This window comes from Blautia intestinalis, from assembly GCF_014297355.1.
In the GTDB taxonomy this organism is placed as follows: Bacteria; Bacillota; Clostridia; order Lachnospirales; family Lachnospiraceae; genus Blautia_A; species Blautia_A intestinalis.
Genome location: NZ_JACOQE010000007.1, coordinates 16,630 through 34,136, shown reverse-complemented (window position 1 = coordinate 34,136; position 17,507 = coordinate 16,630). Strand labels below are relative to the sequence as shown.

The 17,507-nt window shown below is 42.8% G+C and carries 15 protein-coding genes; all 15 read left to right on the top strand.

Translation table 11 applies throughout. From position 1 onward, the window contains the following. The first annotated feature begins 2 nt into the window (after positions 1-2). The 15 genes from H8Z79_RS11525 (at position 3) to H8Z79_RS11460 (ending at position 17,491) form a co-directional block, all read left to right on the top strand. Complete coding sequence (locus H8Z79_RS11525; protein ID WP_003864619.1) at positions 3-356, top strand: hypothetical protein; 354 nt, start codon at positions 3-5, stop codon at positions 354-356. A gap of 233 nt (positions 357-589) precedes the next feature. Next, positions 590-817 (top strand): hypothetical protein, encoded by a 228-nt coding sequence (locus H8Z79_RS11520; RefSeq protein WP_005334838.1) that lies wholly within the window; start codon positions 590-592, stop codon positions 815-817. 351 nt (positions 818-1,168) lie between these two features. Then, positions 1,169-1,303 (top strand): hypothetical protein, encoded by a 135-nt coding sequence (locus tag H8Z79_RS17155; protein WP_255785577.1) that lies wholly within the window; start codon positions 1,169-1,171, stop codon positions 1,301-1,303. 174 nt (positions 1,304-1,477) lie between these two features. Then, on the top strand, positions 1,478-2,098 hold the full coding sequence (locus H8Z79_RS11515) for a sigma-70 family RNA polymerase sigma factor (RefSeq protein ID WP_117528502.1): 621 nt from the start codon (positions 1,478-1,480) through the stop codon (positions 2,096-2,098). 462 nt (positions 2,099-2,560) lie between these two features. Then, the gene (locus H8Z79_RS11510) at positions 2,561-7,822 is read left to right on the top strand and encodes a SpaA isopeptide-forming pilin-related protein (RefSeq protein WP_187002852.1); all 5,262 of its coding nucleotides are present in this window, start codon (positions 2,561-2,563) and stop codon (positions 7,820-7,822) included. A 68-nt stretch (positions 7,823-7,890) separates the two neighbouring features. Then, complete coding sequence (locus H8Z79_RS11505; RefSeq protein WP_162290843.1) at positions 7,891-8,037, top strand: hypothetical protein; 147 nt, start codon at positions 7,891-7,893, stop codon at positions 8,035-8,037. Further along, entirely contained in the window at positions 8,024-8,302 is a 279-nt protein-coding gene (locus H8Z79_RS11500) for a hypothetical protein (RefSeq protein ID WP_055297478.1), read from the top strand. Before H8Z79_RS11505 ends, H8Z79_RS11500 begins: the two co-directional genes overlap by 14 nt. After that, complete coding sequence (locus tag H8Z79_RS11495; RefSeq protein WP_114100248.1) at positions 8,303-8,866, top strand: PcfB family protein; 564 nt, start codon at positions 8,303-8,305, stop codon at positions 8,864-8,866. Beyond that, on the top strand, positions 8,863-10,686 hold the full coding sequence (locus H8Z79_RS11490; RefSeq protein WP_119201727.1) for a VirD4-like conjugal transfer protein, CD1115 family: 1,824 nt from the start codon (positions 8,863-8,865) through the stop codon (positions 10,684-10,686). Before H8Z79_RS11495 ends, H8Z79_RS11490 begins: the two co-directional genes overlap by 4 nt. Before the next feature lie 126 nt (positions 10,687-10,812). Further along, entirely contained in the window at positions 10,813-11,028 is a 216-nt protein-coding gene (locus H8Z79_RS11485; protein ID WP_005334815.1) for a Maff2 family mobile element protein, read from the top strand. A gap of 19 nt (positions 11,029-11,047) precedes the next feature. Next, complete coding sequence (locus H8Z79_RS11480) at positions 11,048-11,920, top strand: VirB6/TrbL-like conjugal transfer protein, CD1112 family (protein ID WP_015514791.1); 873 nt, start codon at positions 11,048-11,050, stop codon at positions 11,918-11,920. Between the two features lie 22 nt (positions 11,921-11,942). Then, the gene (locus tag H8Z79_RS11475) at positions 11,943-12,332 is read left to right on the top strand and encodes a PrgI family protein (protein WP_119201726.1); all 390 of its coding nucleotides are present in this window, start codon (positions 11,943-11,945) and stop codon (positions 12,330-12,332) included. Beyond that, on the top strand, positions 12,247-14,754 hold the full coding sequence (locus tag H8Z79_RS11470; RefSeq protein WP_207726370.1) for a VirB4-like conjugal transfer ATPase, CD1110 family: 2,508 nt from the start codon (positions 12,247-12,249) through the stop codon (positions 14,752-14,754). The genes H8Z79_RS11475 and H8Z79_RS11470 overlap by 86 nt, the downstream gene beginning before the upstream one ends. Continuing rightward, complete coding sequence (locus H8Z79_RS11465; RefSeq protein WP_003864573.1) at positions 14,738-15,196, top strand: hypothetical protein; 459 nt, start codon at positions 14,738-14,740, stop codon at positions 15,194-15,196. Before H8Z79_RS11470 ends, H8Z79_RS11465 begins: the two co-directional genes overlap by 17 nt. A 51-nt stretch (positions 15,197-15,247) precedes the next feature. Beyond that, positions 15,248-17,491 (top strand): C40 family peptidase, encoded by a 2,244-nt coding sequence (locus H8Z79_RS11460; protein WP_117698764.1) that lies wholly within the window; start codon positions 15,248-15,250, stop codon positions 17,489-17,491. The last annotated feature ends 16 nt before the right edge of the window (positions 17,492-17,507 follow it).

The following is a 17,507-nucleotide window of genomic DNA, read 5'->3' as shown; positions in this document are numbered from 1 at the left end:
CCATGGATGTAGGACGCAGGGCAAAACAGTTTGCTCCATTTGCGGCACTTCGTGGATTGGATGAAACAATCCGGCAACAGGAAATCATTTATGAACCGAAAAGAGATTTATCTGAGGAAAAGAAAAATGAGCTGGATATGAAATTAAGAATCCTGGCATATGGAATGAAGATACAGGCAACTTATTTTCAAAAGTCATGGAAGAATCCATTAATTGGTCAGTACCATACATTATCTGGAACCGTAGAATTTTTTGATCCATCAGTCCACTTACGGATTGATGATACCGAGATCCAGATCCAGGACATCTGTGATCTGACTGGTGATGTATTTGAAACTATTGAAATATCATGTTAATGAATCACAGCGGAATTTTTTATACCGGAAAGAGTGAGTGGTAGCTGGTGAAAGGATAAAAAAGGATGCACAGATCGACAAAGCAGATCTGATCAGAATAGAAATCGTGCTGTTCGTGTAGCTTTGGCACTTACGGAATGGATGGCATGATGCTCATAAGGCGGATTTGATTTCCCTTTGGTCCGTTGAGTAATAAATGGAGAATATCTTATTGCTTAAAGGAGGAAGCCTATATGGGATCAGGTGCTATTAAATGGCATGTACACTGCTCTGTATGTGGAGCATTTATTGAAAAGAGCGCACAAAGCGATTCAGAAGTGGAGTGCAAAAAATGTCGCAGCACATTGGAGATATTTGTAAAGGATGATATGGTGTCGGTTCGTCCGATTCACATCCGAGATGAACAATTAAAGTCCAGGATGCGGACGTATTCCCGAAAGATGATGAATCAGGGATCATAACAGAATAGAATGAGCTGTCTGTAGTAAGCGTTGGATTTGGCCGGAACCATCAAGAACGCACCAGACAGCAAGAGTTTGTCAAGGAGCTGAACCTGACTGGAATCACTAAGAGCCCGGCAAAACATTTACGGATACACTGCAAGATCAGAAGTATTTTCTGGTTTTGGAGATTGTTGAAGTATTTGTTTTGTCGGGCTTTTTTGACGTATTTCGAAAAATTTTTAAATTTTTTTGTCGTACACCACTGTAAAACAGGCTCTCAGCGTTTCGTTATATAGAGGTTGAATTCTTTTTTGCAAAAATAATTGTAAATAGAGATTTTGATAATATGACACAAAGGAGGAAGCAAAGATGACTGAAATCGAATACCAGGAATTTGTAAGGCGTTGTCCTTACGATGCTATGGGCGATTATTCCATGTTTCGCAAACAGCAAACAGAGAATAAATCAGAGTGCATTCAGTGCAAATCCCAAAATGAGCAGTAATCTAACATACTAATTATGTAAGCAGATTATGCGTTATCAAGGAGTCGCGGACTCCCGTTCAAAAAAAACGGGTGAGTTCGTGACCTCTTGCGCTGCAGTTCTTTATGTCTGTGCAGAAATTTCATAAAAGATGGAAAGAACCACCCGGAGCCGAAAGGCAGAAAGGTGGTCATTATGTTGACATTAAAAGAACTGAAGAAAATCGTGAAGGTTGCTGATATGGAGAAAAGAATCCCAAGCGTGAAATCCTTGAAAGAACACAAAGTTGTAGTAAAAGAAATGATCAATGCAGATACAACGATCTCTGTTTATGATCACGGATATGTGCTTTATACAGCGGGAAATCAATCAACCGTATTTCCGCTTCATAGTTGTGATGACTATGAATATGTGAGTGTAACTGGCGATAACAAGGAATTCAATAAAGAGTTCTTTGATAATGAAAACTGGTATATCCGTCTGCTGATGGAGGCTGAAGACCGTATGGCATACAGCCAGAGCAAAATCAGCACCAATCATGGTGTATTTTCTAACAGCGATGTTACAGATGATGCGGAGATTATGAGAGGATCTTCAAAAGATTTTGTTGACGATGTTATCGACAGAGAAATTCTGAATGCGCTGATCAAGGAATTGACAGAGAGGCAAAAGACGGTACTCAATCTGATTTATTTCGAAGAAATGCGCCAGCAGGATGTCGCAGATTATCTGGGAATCAAACAGCAGAGTGTAAATGACCTCCTGAACAGGGCATTAAAAACGATGAAAAAAAAGGCTGAAAACGAAGAATTTTAAAAAAATTGAATTAGACCACTGTAAAACAGGCTCTGAGCGTTTCGTTATATGAAGGGTTTGCATAGAACACCTTCATGTACTTTGAAAAATGAATAGCCTGCCCGGAGTGATATTTGGTTTGAACATGCATAGAGCGAAAAGCTGCGTGTCTGCCAGAAGAAAACGTATCAGAGATGGAAACTGATATAGGAACGGATCCGGGAAAGAAAACAGGAAAACGCTTAAATCTTAAATCAAAATAAAATGTCTGAATCTAAAAAGAGGATGACAGTAGAAATCATGTGGCGGTATTTGTGACAAACAGGTACCGCCATATATTTGTGCTGTTATCTCAGCTTGTGCTGACTGTCCCAAATAGCGCAAATTTCAGGAAAGGAGGCGATCATCTTCGTATAAAAGATAATATGCAGAAACTAACAGATAACCATACACAAAAGAATCAGAAAGGAAGGATTTAAGAGAATGAACGTGAAAAAGAACGCACGCAGGGTGATGTCTGGTTTACTGACAGCAGTAACGGTTCTATCGACGGTACTCTCTCCCGCTGTTGCCTATGCTTCTGAGGATGCAGGATCTGTAAAAAAGATTCCGTATTATGAGGAGATCAAGGATCAGCTGGATGAAGATGAAGTGGTAACTGCAAAGGATTATGAGATCAAGGTTGGAGACAATTTCGATGTAAAGAGTGATTATACCGGTCTTACGATCCAGGATGACAGCAAAGTAAAAGTTACATTTCAGGAAGCAAAAGATACGGACGGGAATGACTTTTCTACCGATTATGCCAATTCCTATAAGGCAGTCTATTATGTAGAACCACAGACAACGGATCACCCAACCTACCAGATCAATCGAAAGATCGTGGTAAAAGAAGCGGATCAGCAGAAAGATTCGCAGTCAGAAAGTTCTTCTGATCAGGATGCTGGTTCTTCCGATAAGACAGAAACAGAGGATTCTGAGGCTGACTCGTCTACAGAGGAAACTGGTGCTGCTGAAACGGAGAGCAAAACAGAACTGACAGAAAAAGAATTTGATGCAGAGATCGAAGCAACGGAGGATCAGGAGACCGTTGATCCGGAAACAGGGATCACACTCTCAGAGGTTATGCAGGAAGCTGTTGACCAGGAAGTTGCTCTTGCAGATCTTGAAGCAGGCGAAAGTATTACTTTTGATATGCCAATGATGCTTGCTTCCGGTGAAACAGGAACAAAATCAGTCACAGTCACAGCCGGTTCCTGGTACTATTACGCAGATTATGGATTAGGTTCTTATCTGACTTGTCCATATTATGTGAAATGGGGAAGCATCAATGCGACAGCATACTGTGTTGAACCATCGAAAAAAGGACCGGGAAATGGAACTTATACGATCCAGAAACTTGCCGATGGAAAGACACTTGCAAAGGTCTGCTATTACGGAACAAAAGCAAGTGATGAGAATGGTTTCTTCGATGAGAAACATCCGGATTTCCCAGCAGGAAAGAGATTCATCATTACCCATCTTGCAGCAGCTTATGCAAATGGATCCAGTGACTGGGCATCCGGAACTAATGCAACAGGAAAGAACCTGGCAATGGAGCTTTACAATTATTGTGTAAATATGCCGGACATTCCGTCTGTAGATATGAGCTTTTCCGAATCTAATGTAAAGGCTTATGTGGAAGGAAACAGCCAGCGAACAAGTGTGACCACATTCAAAGCGGATAAACTGCAGACAATCACTTTCAAGCTGCCGAAAGGTGTAAAACTTGTAAATGTGACAACCGGTAAAACCAGTGCTGCAGGGGCTAATGTGGAGATTTCCGGTGGTACAAAGTTCTATTTGACAGCACCACTTAATCAGGCAGAAAATGTCAGTGCTACTTTCTCTTCTAAGATGAAAGGAAGTATTGATAAGGAATATTCAGCCTATAAGATCACAACAGGATCTGGAACACAGGACCTGGCTCTTGTTTTCGGTGAAGGTGTCGGAAATGAGAAATATGTGGATTTTAAAGTAACCTGGACAAAAGAATGCAAAGTATCCATTGTAAAGAAAGATCAGGATACAGGAAATGCACTGGCTGGTGCAGTGTACGGGATCTATTCCGATGCTGCATGTACAAAGCTGATCGCAGAGATGCCTGCAACTGATCAGAATGGTGCTTCACAGCTCACAATGGAAAAGACACAGGAAGTTGTTTATCTGAAAGAAATCTCTGTTCCAACAGGGTATCAGATCGATACAAAGTCTTATAATGTGACTCTTGCTATCGGAAAGACAACGACTAAAAATGTAACAGACAAACGTGTAAATGCAAAGCTCAACATTGCAAAACAGGATGCTGAGACAGGCAATGAAGCCCAGGGTGATGCAACACTGGAAGGTGCGGTATATGGTCTTTATGCAAGGGAAGATATTGTTCATCCGGATGGAAGAACCGGAACAATCCATAAGAAAGACAGCCTGATCACATCTCTGACAACGGATAAGAATGGCGAGGCTTCTGTATCGGATCTCTATCTTGGAAAGTATTATCTGAAAGAGCTTAGTGCTCCGGTTGGATACGTACTGGATCCGACAGAACATGATGTGGACTGTACTTATGAAGGTGCTACTGTTCCGACAGTAGAAAGAACTTCTGTATGCAAAGAAACTGTCATCAAGCAGCCGTTCCAGATCATCAAGGCAGCAAACAACGGAAAGACCGATGCAGATCTACTTAAGGGAGTCGGTTTTTCAGCATGGCTTGTCAGTGATCTGAAAGTAAAAGCAGATGGAAGTTACGATTTTGACTCAGCCAGACCAGTTGTACTGACTGCAGATGGCCAGGCAGAAATGTTTACCGATGAAAAAGGATATGCAAGATCGATTCCGCTTCCATATGGAACTTATGTGGTAAGAGAAACCACAAGCAAACACAACTATGCACCGGTCGATGATTTTGTAGTGAAGATCACAGAGAATCATCCGGATACACCACAGACATGGCGAGTGCTTCTGGATAAGGAATTCAAAGCAAAATTAAAGATCATCAAAAAGGATGCAGAAACACAGAAATCTGTACTCCTGGCGAATACTGAATTCAAGGTATATGACCTGGATAATCAGAAATATGTGGAACAGACAACATCCTATCCAAAGCCAACGGTACACAAATCTTATTTCACAAATGAAGAAGGATACCTGGTACTGCCAAAGAATCTGAAACCTGGTAACTACAGGATTGAGGAAGTGACGGCACCCGATGGGTACACAATATCCAAAAACTATGTGACAGTTGCAGTTGATACAGATACTGCTTATCTGACCGATCCTGTCACAGGAGATGCAGTCATTGATGTGGAATATACCAATGCCCCGGTCAAAGGTCAGTTAAAGATCTATAAACAGGGTGAAGTGTTAAAGGGATTTGATAAGGAATTCCAGTTTGAAATGGCTGGACTTGCAGGTGCTGAATTTGAAGTCTATGCGGCAGAGGATATTTATACTGCCGATCATCAGGTAGGTGCAGATGGACAGAGAACTCTGTATTTTGCAAAGGATGCACTGGTAGCAACCGTCACAACGGATGCAGATGGTTATGCAACCGTAAAGAATCTTCCACTTGGCAGGTACTATGTTAAAGAGAAGAATGCACCGGACACTTATGTGTTAAATACTGTGCCGGAAAATGTCGAATTTGCTTATGCGGATCAGGATACTGCAGTGATCGAGAAAGAAATCTCTGTCACAGATGAACGACAGAAAGTGTCGATTACGGTCGAAAAACAGGATGCTGAGACAGGCAATACAGTAGCCGGAGCAGTGTTCGGTATTTACAATGCAAAAGACATTCAGACGAAAGATGGAAAAGTGATCGTTAAAGCAGATACTCTTTTACAGGAAATGACTTCTGATGAAAAAGGTCAGGCAGCATGTACACTGGATCTTCCACTTGGAAGCTATTATGTAAAAGAACTGAAAGCACCAGATGGATTCGTATCTTCGGATGAAGTACTGAGATTTGATGCTTCTTATCAGGGGCAGGATGTACAGACAGTAACATTAAAATCCGTAAAGAAGAACCAGCCGACAACTGTTGAGATCACAAAATCAGATGCAACAACCGGTGTAGAACTGGATGGAGCTTATCTGAAAGTAACGGATAAAGATGGAAATGTAGTAGACAGCTGGACATCTTCCAAAGATGCACCGCATGTGATCAAATATCTGAAAGTGGGTGAGACTTATACCCTACATGAAGAGTTTGCACCGCATGGTTATCTGGTAGCCAATGATGTGACATTCACAGTCAAAGATACCGGAGAGGTTCAGAAAGTGGAAATGAAGGACGAGGTACCGGTTGGTGAACTCATCATCAACAAAAAGGGAGAATTCCTGGATTCTGTTACACTGGCCGATAAGGTCAAAGGTGTGGTGGAACACATTTTCAACTATGTAACCGGAAAACTGACAGATGTTACGTTTGAAGTCTATGCTGAGGAAGACATTAAGGCTGCCGATGGCGTCAGTGACGATTACTATAAAAAGGATGAACTGATCGCAACGATCAAGACAGATGAAACCGGTATTGCAAAACTGGAAAATCTTCCACTTGGTAAATACTATGTGAAAGAAACAGGAACTGCTTACGGTCATGTACTGGATGGTGAGATCCGTCATGTAGAGCTGACTTACGTGGATCAGAATACACCAGTTGTAGTCTATGACAAAGACTGGCAGAACAACCGCCAGAGAGTAGAAGTCAGTGTACTTAAGAAAGAAAAAGATTCTGACCGTACATTGGAAGGCGCTATCTTTGGATTATTTGCCAAGGAAGACATTAAGTCTGAGACAACTGGTAAAGTCCTGATTGAAGCCGATGAGATCATTGAACTGAAATCTACGGATGAAGAAGGAAAGATCACATTTGTTGCAGATCTTCCAATAGGAGCAACTTACTATGTAAAAGAGCTCTATGCACCGGACGGATTCGTAACCAACGATGAAGGAAAAGAATTTACGTTTGAGTATGCAGGTGAGGATCAGCCGACAGTCACTTATGATTTTACCTTTGATAATCAGCCAACCGTCGTTGAATTTACCAAATCCAGTCTGACAACAGGAAAAGAACTTCCAGGATGTAAGCTGAAGGTGGTAGATGCTGATGGAAATACCGTGGATGAATGGACTTCCGGTAAAGAAGCACACGTGATTCGTGAGCTGACTGTCGGAAAAGAATACACACTGGTTGAAACAAAACCGACCGACGGTTATGTAACAGCTGAAAGTGTGAAGTTCACGATCAAAGATACTGCCGATGTGCAGAAAGTTGAGATGAAGGATGATGTGACGAAGGTGAAAATCTCCAAACAGGATATCGCCGGAAAAGAACTTCCGGGAGCGAAACTCACAATCCTTGATCAGGATGGAAAAGTTGTGGAAAGCTGGACCAGTACAGAGAAAGCACATTACATCGAAATGCTTCCGATCGGAAAATACACTCTCCGTGAAGAAACGGCACCGGATGGCTATTTGGTTGCAAAAGATGTGGAATTCGAAGTAAAGGATACCGGTGAAGTACAGCATATAACTATGGTGGATGAGAAAAAACCGGCAGAAAAGACACCGGAAGGTGGAAAACCTGTCAGTGATTCACCAAAGACTGGGGATAACACCAATCTGTGGCTGTGGTTTATGCTTCTCGGCATTGGTGCGACTGGTACAGGAGTCCTTGCATTTATGAGAAAAAAGAAACACTAATCAAATAAGAATGAGCGTTCATGGAAACCGAAAGGAATCTGTGGACGCTTTTTTAGATGGGAGAAACCATGAGAAATATCATTATTTTTGTTGCTCTTCTGGGAGCAGCGGCAATATTTACAGTTTTGTATTGTCTCATTGCTGCCGGAAGTCAGGCAGAGAAAAAACTGACAGAAATCATGAGAAAAGAGGAAGAACAGAATGAAGACAAATAAAGATCTGATCATAGAACCAAATGCAGCTATAGAAGGAAGAAAGTACAGCGAAGAAAAGCCATGGTCCTGTAAGTACTGTTACTGGTGGGGAGGCAAAAAGAAAGGCTGTAACTTGAAGCAGTGCCATTATCTGCTTCCTGAAAAGAAAAAAGCGGTAAAAACAACACCATGTGGTGGCTGTCCGTATGGAAAACATGTTCCATGCATCGGATATTGTATTGCCCGTCTTCATTCTGAAATGAAAGGAAAGAAAGGACGTGGGTAATTGCAGGAAGAAGTAAATCAGAAAGTGATCAGCCTGAGCATCCAGGGAGTCAAGATCACTGCCAGTGTGCTAAAAGCAGCCCTTCGGAAGTTCCTGGAAATGGACAACCGCAGGAAACAGAAAGCAACGCAGGTGAAAATGGCTGAAAAGACCGGACGGGCCCAGGAGAAAGGAAGGGAAAAAGCCCGAAAAAAGATTGAAAAGAAAAAGCCACATGGAAAGCAGACCATCAAGCAGCTGAATGCACAGGGAGTACAGCTTTCCAACTTAAAGATCACAGATGAAAATATCAAATCCTTTGACCGTGTGGCAAGAAAATACGGAATTGATTACAGCCTGAAAAAAGAAGTCGGTGCGGATCCACCGAAATATCTGGTCTTCTTTAAGGCCAAAGATGTGGATGTGATGACAGCGGCTTTCCGGGAATATGCCGGAGTAGAACTGAAAAAGAAACAGGTGAAGAAACCATCGGTCAGAAAGAAACTGCAGAAATCTGTAGAAAGAAAAGCAAAGCACCGCCAGCGTGTGAAGCAGAGACAAAAATCCAGAGGTCAGGAACGATGATGCGGGAGAAATTACAGAAGATCCAGGTCAAACGGCTGGTGATCTTAAATCTCCCATATTTCTTTATCTTCTATGTAGCAGATAAAGGATCCTGGCTGTACCGGCATTGCCTGGGAGAAAGCATGGTCCAGAGACTTGGCGTGATGTTAGTCAATTTTCGACTGGCATTTTTAAGCTGGCTGCCAAGTATCGCTTTGCAGGACCTTACAGTAGGTGTTCTGGCTGCAGGTGCATTAAAACTGGTGGTCTACTATCGTTCTAAAAACGCAAAGAAGTTCCGGCAGGGTGTGGAGTATGGATCTGCAAGATGGGGAAACAGAAAAGACATCGAACCCTTCATGGATCCGGTTTTTGAAAACAATGTCATCCTCACAGAAACAGAACGTCTGACCATGAACAGCCGACCAAAAGCTCCGAAGTATGCCAGAAATAAGAATGTGATTGTTATCGGTGGTTCCGGATCCGGAAAGACAAGATTCTATGTGAAGCCCAATCTTATGCAGATGACGGACCACGTATCCTATGTGGTCACCGATCCGAAGGGAACGATCATCGTTGAATGCGGGAAGATGCTGGTAAATGGAGGATACCGGATCAAGGTATTAAATACGATCAACTTTAAAAAGTCCATGCATTACAATCCGTTCCATTATATCCGGAGTGAAAAAGACATCTTGAAGCTGGTCAATACCATTATCGCGAATACCAAGGGTGAGGGCGAAAAATCAACGGAAGATTTCTGGGTCAAGGCCGAACGTCTATTGTATTCTGCACTGATCGGATACATCTGGTATGAGGCACCAGAGGAAGAACAGAACTTTTCTACTTTGTTGGAATTTATCAATGCCAGTGAGACCAGGGAGGATGATGAAGAATTTAAAAATGCAGTGGATGAATTGTTTGAAGAACTGGAAGCAGAAAATCCGGAACACTTTGCAGTAAGGCAATATCGCAAGTACAAGCTTGCTGCCGGCAAAACTGCGAAGTCGATTTTGATTTCCTGTGGTGCCAGACTTGCACCATTTGACATTCAGGAACTAAGAGAAATCATGTCGTATGACGAAATGGAACTGGATATGATCGGTGATCAGAGAACAGCCATGTTTGTTATCATCAGCGATACAGATGACACATTCAACTTTGTGGTAGCGATCATGTACACCCAGCTCTTTAACTTACTTTGTGATAAAGCGGATGATGAGCATGGAGGCAGGCTTCCCTATCATGTACGGCTGCTCCTTGATGAGTTCAGCAATATCGGACAGATCCCAAAATTCGACAAATTGATTGCTACGATCCGAAGCAGGGAAATCTCCGCTTCTATCATTCTGCAGTCACAATCTCAGCTGAAAACTATCTATAAGGATGCTGCTGAGACGATCACAGGCAACTGTGACACCGTTCTTTTCCTGGGCGGAAAGGAAAGTTCCACACTGAAAGAAATATCAGAAACCCTGGGAAAGGAAACCATTGATCTTTACAACACATCAGACACCAGAGGCAGCAACCGATCCTATGGACTGAACTATCAAAAGACTGGAAAAGAACTGATGAGTAGAGATGAGCTGGCGGTCATGGATGGAGAAAAATGTATCTTACAGCTTCGTGGAGTCCGGCCGTTTTTAAGCAACAAATATGACATCACAAAGCACAAACGGTACAAAGAGCTTGCCGATTTCAATAAGAATAATGCGTTTGATGTCGAAAAATATCTGGCACACCGACTGGTGATGTCGAAAGATACAGAATTTGAAATGTATGAAGTAACTGTAACACAAGAAGATGTATCAGCGATTGAAGCTGAGGAAAGTGAGGATTGATATGAAAGAAAGAATTCGAGCACCCTGCTACTACTGATAAGGATATAAAAAGGTCTGAATAAAAGGGAAAGGAGTAGAGCCAAACGCTTACAGACCATAAGAAAAAGCGTTTGTTCACACATGATTATGGCTTTTTTTAGCAGTGCAATCAATATCCTTCAGACACTGGTCGTTGCAATCGGTGCTGGTCTTGGTGTCTGGGGCGTAATCAACCTGATGGAAGGTTATGGAAACGACAACCCGGGTGCAAAATCCCAGGGAATTAAGCAGCTGATGAGCGGTGGTGGTGTTATCCTGATCGGAACACAGCTGATCCCGCTTCTGAGTGGATTATTTGGTTAAGAGAAAGGAGTAGAGATCCATGTTCAGTCAGATTTTTGATGCGATTGAGGAATGGATGAGGGAACTCTTAACCGGGATGATCACTTCCAACCTAGATACGATGTTTACTGATGTCAATCAAAAGACTGGTGAGATCGCTACCCAGGTTGGACAGACCCCGCAAGGGTGGAACGGCAGCATATTCAGTATGATCCGGAACTTATCGGATTCCGTGATCATGCCGATTGCAGGTATTATTATCACACTCGTACTCTGCTACGAATTGATTTCTATGCTGACCGAGCGTAATAACATGCATGATATTGATACCTGGATGTTTTTCAAGTACTTCGTAAAAATGTGGATTGCTGTGTATCTGGTGAGTAACACATTTACGATCACAATGGCGGTATTCGATGTGGGCCAGCACGTAGTTAATTCTGCGGCCGGTGTTATCACAGGAAGTACTGCCATTGATATTTCTTCGGCATTGACGGATCTTTCCGCAACACTGGAAAGTATGGAAATCGGAGAACTTGTTGTATTGGCGCTGGAAACCCTTATCGCCGGCTTCTGTATGAGAATCCTGTCTGTACTGATCACAGTGATCATGTATGGACGTATGATAGAGATTTACCTATATACCTCAGTTGCGCCGATTCCATTCGCAACTATGAGTAACAGAGAATGGGGACAGATCGGCACGAATTATTTCAGAGGACTCTTTGCCCTGGCTTTCCAGGCATTTCTGATGATGGTATGCGTTGCAATCTATGCAGTGCTTGTTGCAGGTATCCAGTATTCAGATAATCTGAGTTCTTCATTATTTGGCGTTATGGCTTACACAGTAATCTTATGCTATAGCCTCTTTAAGACGGCATCCTTAAGTAAGTCGATATTTAACGCGCACTAAATTACAGGAAGGAGTGAAAATCATGGCATATGTCAGCGTACCGAAAGATTTAACGAAGGTAAAGAATAAAGTAGCATTTAACCTGACCAAAAGACAGTTGATCTGTATCGGGATAGGTGCTGTAATGGGAATTCCAAGCTATTTCCTCTTGCGTAATGTGATGGGAAACAGTAATGCAGCAACAGTCATGGTGCTTTTGATGTTACCGGCATTTTTATTTGCCATGTACGAAAAAGACGGGATGCATCTGGAAGATGTTCTGATGCATATGATCCGGGTGAAGTTTCTTCGTTCACCCGTTAGAAAATATGAAACTGAAAACTATTATGAGACAGATCCGGAACAGATCAGACAGTCTCCGGATACAGGAAAACCGAAAGGAGGAAAAACGGTTGCGAAAAAAGAAAAATAAGAAAACTGTCGCAGATACCGGATACAAAAAAGTAGACAGAAAAGAGAAAAAGAAAAAAGAAAAGCAGGAAGAGAAACGCAGGCAGAAAAAACTGTCCGTCCAGCAGTCGATCGCTTATAAGGAAATGGGAAGAGATGGGATCTGCAGGGTACAGGGAAAAACTTATTCTAAGTGTATCCGCTTTTATGACATCAACTACCAGCTGGCTCAGAATGAAGATAAAAATGCAATCTTTGAAAACTGGTGTGATTTCCTCAATTACTTTGATGCCAGTATCCATTTTCAGCTGAGCTTTATCAATCATAAGAGCAGCATGAAGGAGTTTGAGCAGGTGATCCAGATCCGGCCACAGGAGGATGCTTTTGATGATGTTCGCATGGAATATGCAAAGATGTTGAAACAGCAGTTGGCAAAAGGAAACAACGGTCTGGTGAAGTCAAAATATATCACATTTGCCATTGAAGCAGAAAATATCCGGGAGGCAAAACCAAAGCTGGAACGTATCGAGTCGGATATCCTGAATAACTTTAAGATCCTGGGAGTTCCGGCATATCCGCTGAATGGCGTGGAACGTCTGCAGATCCTGTATGAGACATTCAATCCGGATGTGATGACAGATTTCCAGTTTGACTATGGATCCATGATCCGGACAGGACTCAATACAAAGGATTATGTGGCACCGACCAGTTTTGTGTTCCGGGACAGAAATACATTCCAGATGGGAAATACCATCGGGGCTGTCTCCTATCTGCAGATCCTGGCGCCGGAGCTTACGGATAAGATGCTGGCAGAATTTCTGGATATTGATAAGAACCTGATCGTCAACCTGCATGTGCAGTCGGTGGATCAGATGAAGGCAATCAAGCTGGTAAAAAGCAAAGTGACGGATATCAATCGTATGAAAATCGAAGAACAGAAAAAAGCAGTCCGGGCCGGATATGATATGGATATTATCCCATCGGATCTGAACACGTATGGCGGAGAAGCGAAAAGGCTTCTGGAAGACCTGCAGTCACGAAATGAGCGTATGTTCCTTGTAACAGCGCTCTTTTTAAATACCGCAAAGACAAAGCAGGCACTGGATAATGCCATCTTCCAGACGGCCGGTATTGCACAGAAATATAACTGTGTGCTGAAACGTCTGGATTATCAGCAGGAAGAAGGATTGATGAGCAGTGTTCCGTTGGGAGTAAATCATATCCCAATCAGGCGGGCTCTTACGACTACCAGTACAGCAATCTTTGTTCCGTTTACGACACAGGAGCTTTTTATGACAGGAGAATCCTTATATTACGGATTGAATGCACTCAGTAACAACATGATCATGGTGGATCGTAAAAAGCTCAAAAACCCGAATGGACTGATCCTTGGTACGCCTGGATCCGGTAAATCCTTTGCAGCAAAAAGAGAAATCACCAACGCTTTCTTTGTTACGAAGGATGACATTATCATCGGAGATCCGGAGGGTGAGTATTACCCACTGGTCCATGCACTTGGCGGACAGGTCGTACACATTTCACCAACCAGTAAGGATTATATCAATCCGATGGATATCAATATGGATTATTCCGATGATGACAATCCACTTGGTGTAAAATCTGATTTTGTCCTGTCTTTATGTGAGCTGATCATGGGAAGCAGGGATGGAATTGAAGCAGAGGAAAAATCAGTGATCGACCGCTGTCTTCCACTGGTGTATCAGAAGTACTTTGCAGATCCAAAACCGGAAAATATGCCGGTCCTTGGTGACCTGTATGACTGCCTCAGAAAGCAGAAAGAACCGCAGGCACAGAGAATTGCAACAGCGTTGGAAATCTATGTAAATGGATCACTGAAAGTATTTAACCATAGAACCAATGTGGAACTGAATAACCGTATTGTCTGCTTTGACATCAAGGAACTTGGAAAGCAGCTGAAGAAAATCGGAATGCTCATCGTCCAGGATCAGGTATGGAACAGAGTTACGATCAACCGCGGCATCAAATCCACCAGGTACTATATCGATGAGTTCCATCTTCTGCTCAAAGAAGAACAGACAGCAGCTTATTCCGTAGAAATATGGAAGAGATTCAGAAAATGGGGTGGTATTCCAAGTGGTATCACCCAGAATATCAAAGATCTTCTTGCCAGCAGGGAAATTGAAAATATCTTTGAGAACAGTGATTTTATCCTGATGCTGAATCAGGCTGCAGGTGACAGACAGATCCTTGCAAAACAGTTGAATATTTCCCCATATCAGTTGTCTTATGTGACGAATTCCGGGGAAGGAGAAGGACTTCTTTTCTATGGAACAACAATTATTCCATTTAAGGACAAGTTCGATAAGAACTTGAAGCTGTACAGTTTGATGACTACAAAACCGGAAGAAGTTGAAAAACGAGAGAAAGAAATGGAGGCGGAAAAGCATGAAGGAAATCGATAAGATCCGAATCAGGCAGTGGAACCAGGATAATCCTTACATTCAGATGAAAAATCTGGAAAATGCACAGCCTGGATACCGTGTTCATACAGTCAATGATGATCATCATCTGTATGAACTTCCGCTGGAAACACAGAACATTATCCTTGACTGGGTATTCTGGAATTTTTATCCGGCACAGAAAATCTATCCGCATCTTACCAGTGATGATCTGAAAGAAGTTCTGTATAAACGTACCCAGATCCATCTGCACAACAATCAGTTCAAGGAGGCTATGCTGATCAATGGTTTCTGGCCGAGAGATCCGAGTGAATTGAACTGGGTATTTCATATCCAGGCGAGCTCTCCAGCAATCAGGACACAGGCAGATGGTTATCCTGGTATCCCGATTATAGGACGCCAGGAACTGAATGAGTACAGAAAGAAAAGTTGTGCCAGGAGGTGATGACCTATAGCTGGAAAAGAATTTAAAGGCAAAGATAAAAAGGTCGCAAAGATGACCAGAGATGGTCTGACAGAAGAAAATCTCCATGATGGTAGTGTAAAAGATATCAGTCACAGGAGCCGTGGGCGACCGGAAACTAAAGAAGAATTTGTTCCTGAACGGGAACGGAAAAAGGCTGAGAATGAAGATTCAAAATCGGGAAAAGGTAAACGACTGCAGATGGAAAAGATCCGGAAATCTTCTGTCCGGCAGGAAGCTGTTGAGAATACAGTTGAAGTTACACCGGAAGAAAAAGTATCCGGATATCGAAAGAAACTGCATCGCCATGAAAAAATCCCGGATGATGATAACACTCTGAACAGCCAAAAGAAATCCATTCGGAAGAAACAGCTGCAAAAACAGATGACCAAAGAACAGGCAAAAGCCGGAAGATTATCCTTTGATGATGAAGGAAATCAGATGGTGAAAGGTGCTGGCATGAAACCGGGAGGGACAGCCGGGAAATACATTGCCACACAAGCTGTTATATCTGGTATGAAAGCAGTCTCTTCCGAAGAGGAAGAAACAGATGAAAATGCAGGTGTGGAAAGTGCCAGACTTGCAGAGCGTGAAACAGAAGCTGCGTTACGTGGTCTGCGTCATGCTCAGATCCGCAGCAAACGAACGGATGTGAAAACCCATCGCAGAGGTTATCGTGAGGCTACTGTAGAAAAGAAACTGAAATTTGGTTCTGCAGAAAGTATGGAAGGAGTCAAACATGCAGAATCGGTAAAGAACGCTGAGCAAAAGAGACATTTCTATAACCGCTTCTTTCAGAAAAAACGATATAAGGATGCATACCGGGCAGCCAGAGCCGGAAAATCCGTTGGCAGTCTAGGTGGAGCAACAACCATTGCCGGTGTCGAGAACATGACGGTAAAAGCAAAGATTGCCTTGAAAGAGATTATAAAGCGTAATCGTGCCATGTTCGCAGGCATCGGTATTTTTGCGCTTCTTTTTCTAGTCATTTCAGTATCTCTGGGGAGCTGCAGTGCTTCTATCGAGGGAGCTGGATCTGTGATTGGTATTACAACGTATCCAAGTTCAGACGAGGATATCTATGCTGCCGAAAACAGATATGCTGCTTTGGAAAGTGCCTTGAACCAGCAGATTAATGAGATGGAACGAAGACATCCGAATTATGACGAGTATCAGTACAACATTGCTGAGATTGGTCATAATCCATACCATCTTATCTCGTATCTTACCGCAAAATATGGGGACTGGACGTACTCAGATGTTGAAAACGAGCTGCAATCTCTTTTTGAAGCACAATATCATCTGAATACAGAAGGTCGAACAGAAACGGTGACAGAAACCAGAAATGTTCGAGTCGGAGAATCATTAGGACAGGTAGTGACCAGCGGATATTGTAACTGTCGAATCTGTTGTGGCGTATGGTCCGGAGGTCCAACTGCCAGTGGGGCATATCCTACTGCAAACCATACCATTGCTGTAGATGCATCCAATCCATTTGTGCCGATCGGAACTAAGGTAGTAATGAATGGTGTGGAATACACGGTTGAGGATACCGGAGCCTTTGCACGATATGGTGTGCAGTTTGACGTTTACTATGATAACCATGCTGCCGCTTCTGCTCATGGACATCAGACCTGGGAAGCCTATATCGCAGATGACAATGGCAGTCAGGAAGTAACGGTTACCAGTACAAGCACTAAGAAGATTCTATATGTGACACTGACAAATGGAAGCTTTGATGCTGTGGCAAGAGCCAATCTGAATGCGGAGCAGCTGATCATCTACAATGCATTAAATACGACCTATGGAAACAGAAATTATCTGTGGGATGTAAACAATGTGACCAGTGGAGCAGGCGGTAATGGAATGAGTTATGAGATTCCACCGGAAGCACTGCAGGATGAAGAATTCGCTCGGATGATTCGAGAAGCAGAAAAATATCTGGGAGTACCTTATGTATGGGGCGGTTACTCTCCGTCCGGATTTGACTGCTCAGGTTTCGTATCTTATGTCATTAACCACTGTGGTAATGGCTGGAACTATGGACGATTGACCGCGGATGGATTAAGAGGCGTATGTACTTATGTATCACCGCAAGAAGCAAAACCAGGAGATTTGATCTTCTTCCAGGGAACGTATAACACATCTGGTGCAAGCCATGTGGGTATCTATGTCGGTAATAATATGATGATCCATTGCGGGGATCCGATCCATTACTCAAATATCAGCACATCCTACTGGCAGCAACACTTCATGTGCTTTGGAAGACTGCCATAAAGGGGTGAACGAAGGG

What these genes read in the sequence shown, in the direction of transcription:
- H8Z79_RS11475 (WP_119201726.1), top strand. Translation starts at nt 11,943, where the DNA reads ATGGCATATGTCAGCGTACCGAAAGATTTAACGAAGGTAAAGAATAAA.
- H8Z79_RS17155 (WP_255785577.1), top strand. Translation starts at nt 1,169, where the DNA reads ATGACTGAAATCGAATACCAGGAATTTGTAAGGCGTTGTCCTTACGAT.
- H8Z79_RS11505 (WP_162290843.1), top strand. Translation starts at nt 7,891, where the DNA reads ATGAGAAATATCATTATTTTTGTTGCTCTTCTGGGAGCAGCGGCAATA.
- H8Z79_RS11465 (WP_003864573.1), top strand. Translation starts at nt 14,738, where the DNA reads ATGAAGGAAATCGATAAGATCCGAATCAGGCAGTGGAACCAGGATAAT.
- H8Z79_RS11470 (WP_207726370.1), top strand. Translation starts at nt 12,247, where the DNA reads ATGAGACAGATCCGGAACAGATCAGACAGTCTCCGGATACAGGAAAAC.
- H8Z79_RS11515 (WP_117528502.1), top strand. Translation starts at nt 1,478, where the DNA reads ATGTTGACATTAAAAGAACTGAAGAAAATCGTGAAGGTTGCTGATATG.
- H8Z79_RS11480 (WP_015514791.1), top strand. Translation starts at nt 11,048, where the DNA reads ATGTTCAGTCAGATTTTTGATGCGATTGAGGAATGGATGAGGGAACTC.
- H8Z79_RS11520 (WP_005334838.1), top strand. Translation starts at nt 590, where the DNA reads ATGGGATCAGGTGCTATTAAATGGCATGTACACTGCTCTGTATGTGGA.
- H8Z79_RS11460 (WP_117698764.1), top strand. Translation starts at nt 15,248, where the DNA reads ATGACCAGAGATGGTCTGACAGAAGAAAATCTCCATGATGGTAGTGTA.
- H8Z79_RS11500 (WP_055297478.1), top strand. Translation starts at nt 8,024, where the DNA reads ATGAAGACAAATAAAGATCTGATCATAGAACCAAATGCAGCTATAGAA.
- H8Z79_RS11485 (WP_005334815.1), top strand. Translation starts at nt 10,813, where the DNA reads ATGGCTTTTTTTAGCAGTGCAATCAATATCCTTCAGACACTGGTCGTT.
- H8Z79_RS11490 (WP_119201727.1), top strand. Translation starts at nt 8,863, where the DNA reads ATGATGCGGGAGAAATTACAGAAGATCCAGGTCAAACGGCTGGTGATC.
- H8Z79_RS11510 (WP_187002852.1), top strand. Translation starts at nt 2,561, where the DNA reads ATGAACGTGAAAAAGAACGCACGCAGGGTGATGTCTGGTTTACTGACA.
- H8Z79_RS11525 (WP_003864619.1), top strand. Translation starts at nt 3, where the DNA reads ATGGATGTAGGACGCAGGGCAAAACAGTTTGCTCCATTTGCGGCACTT.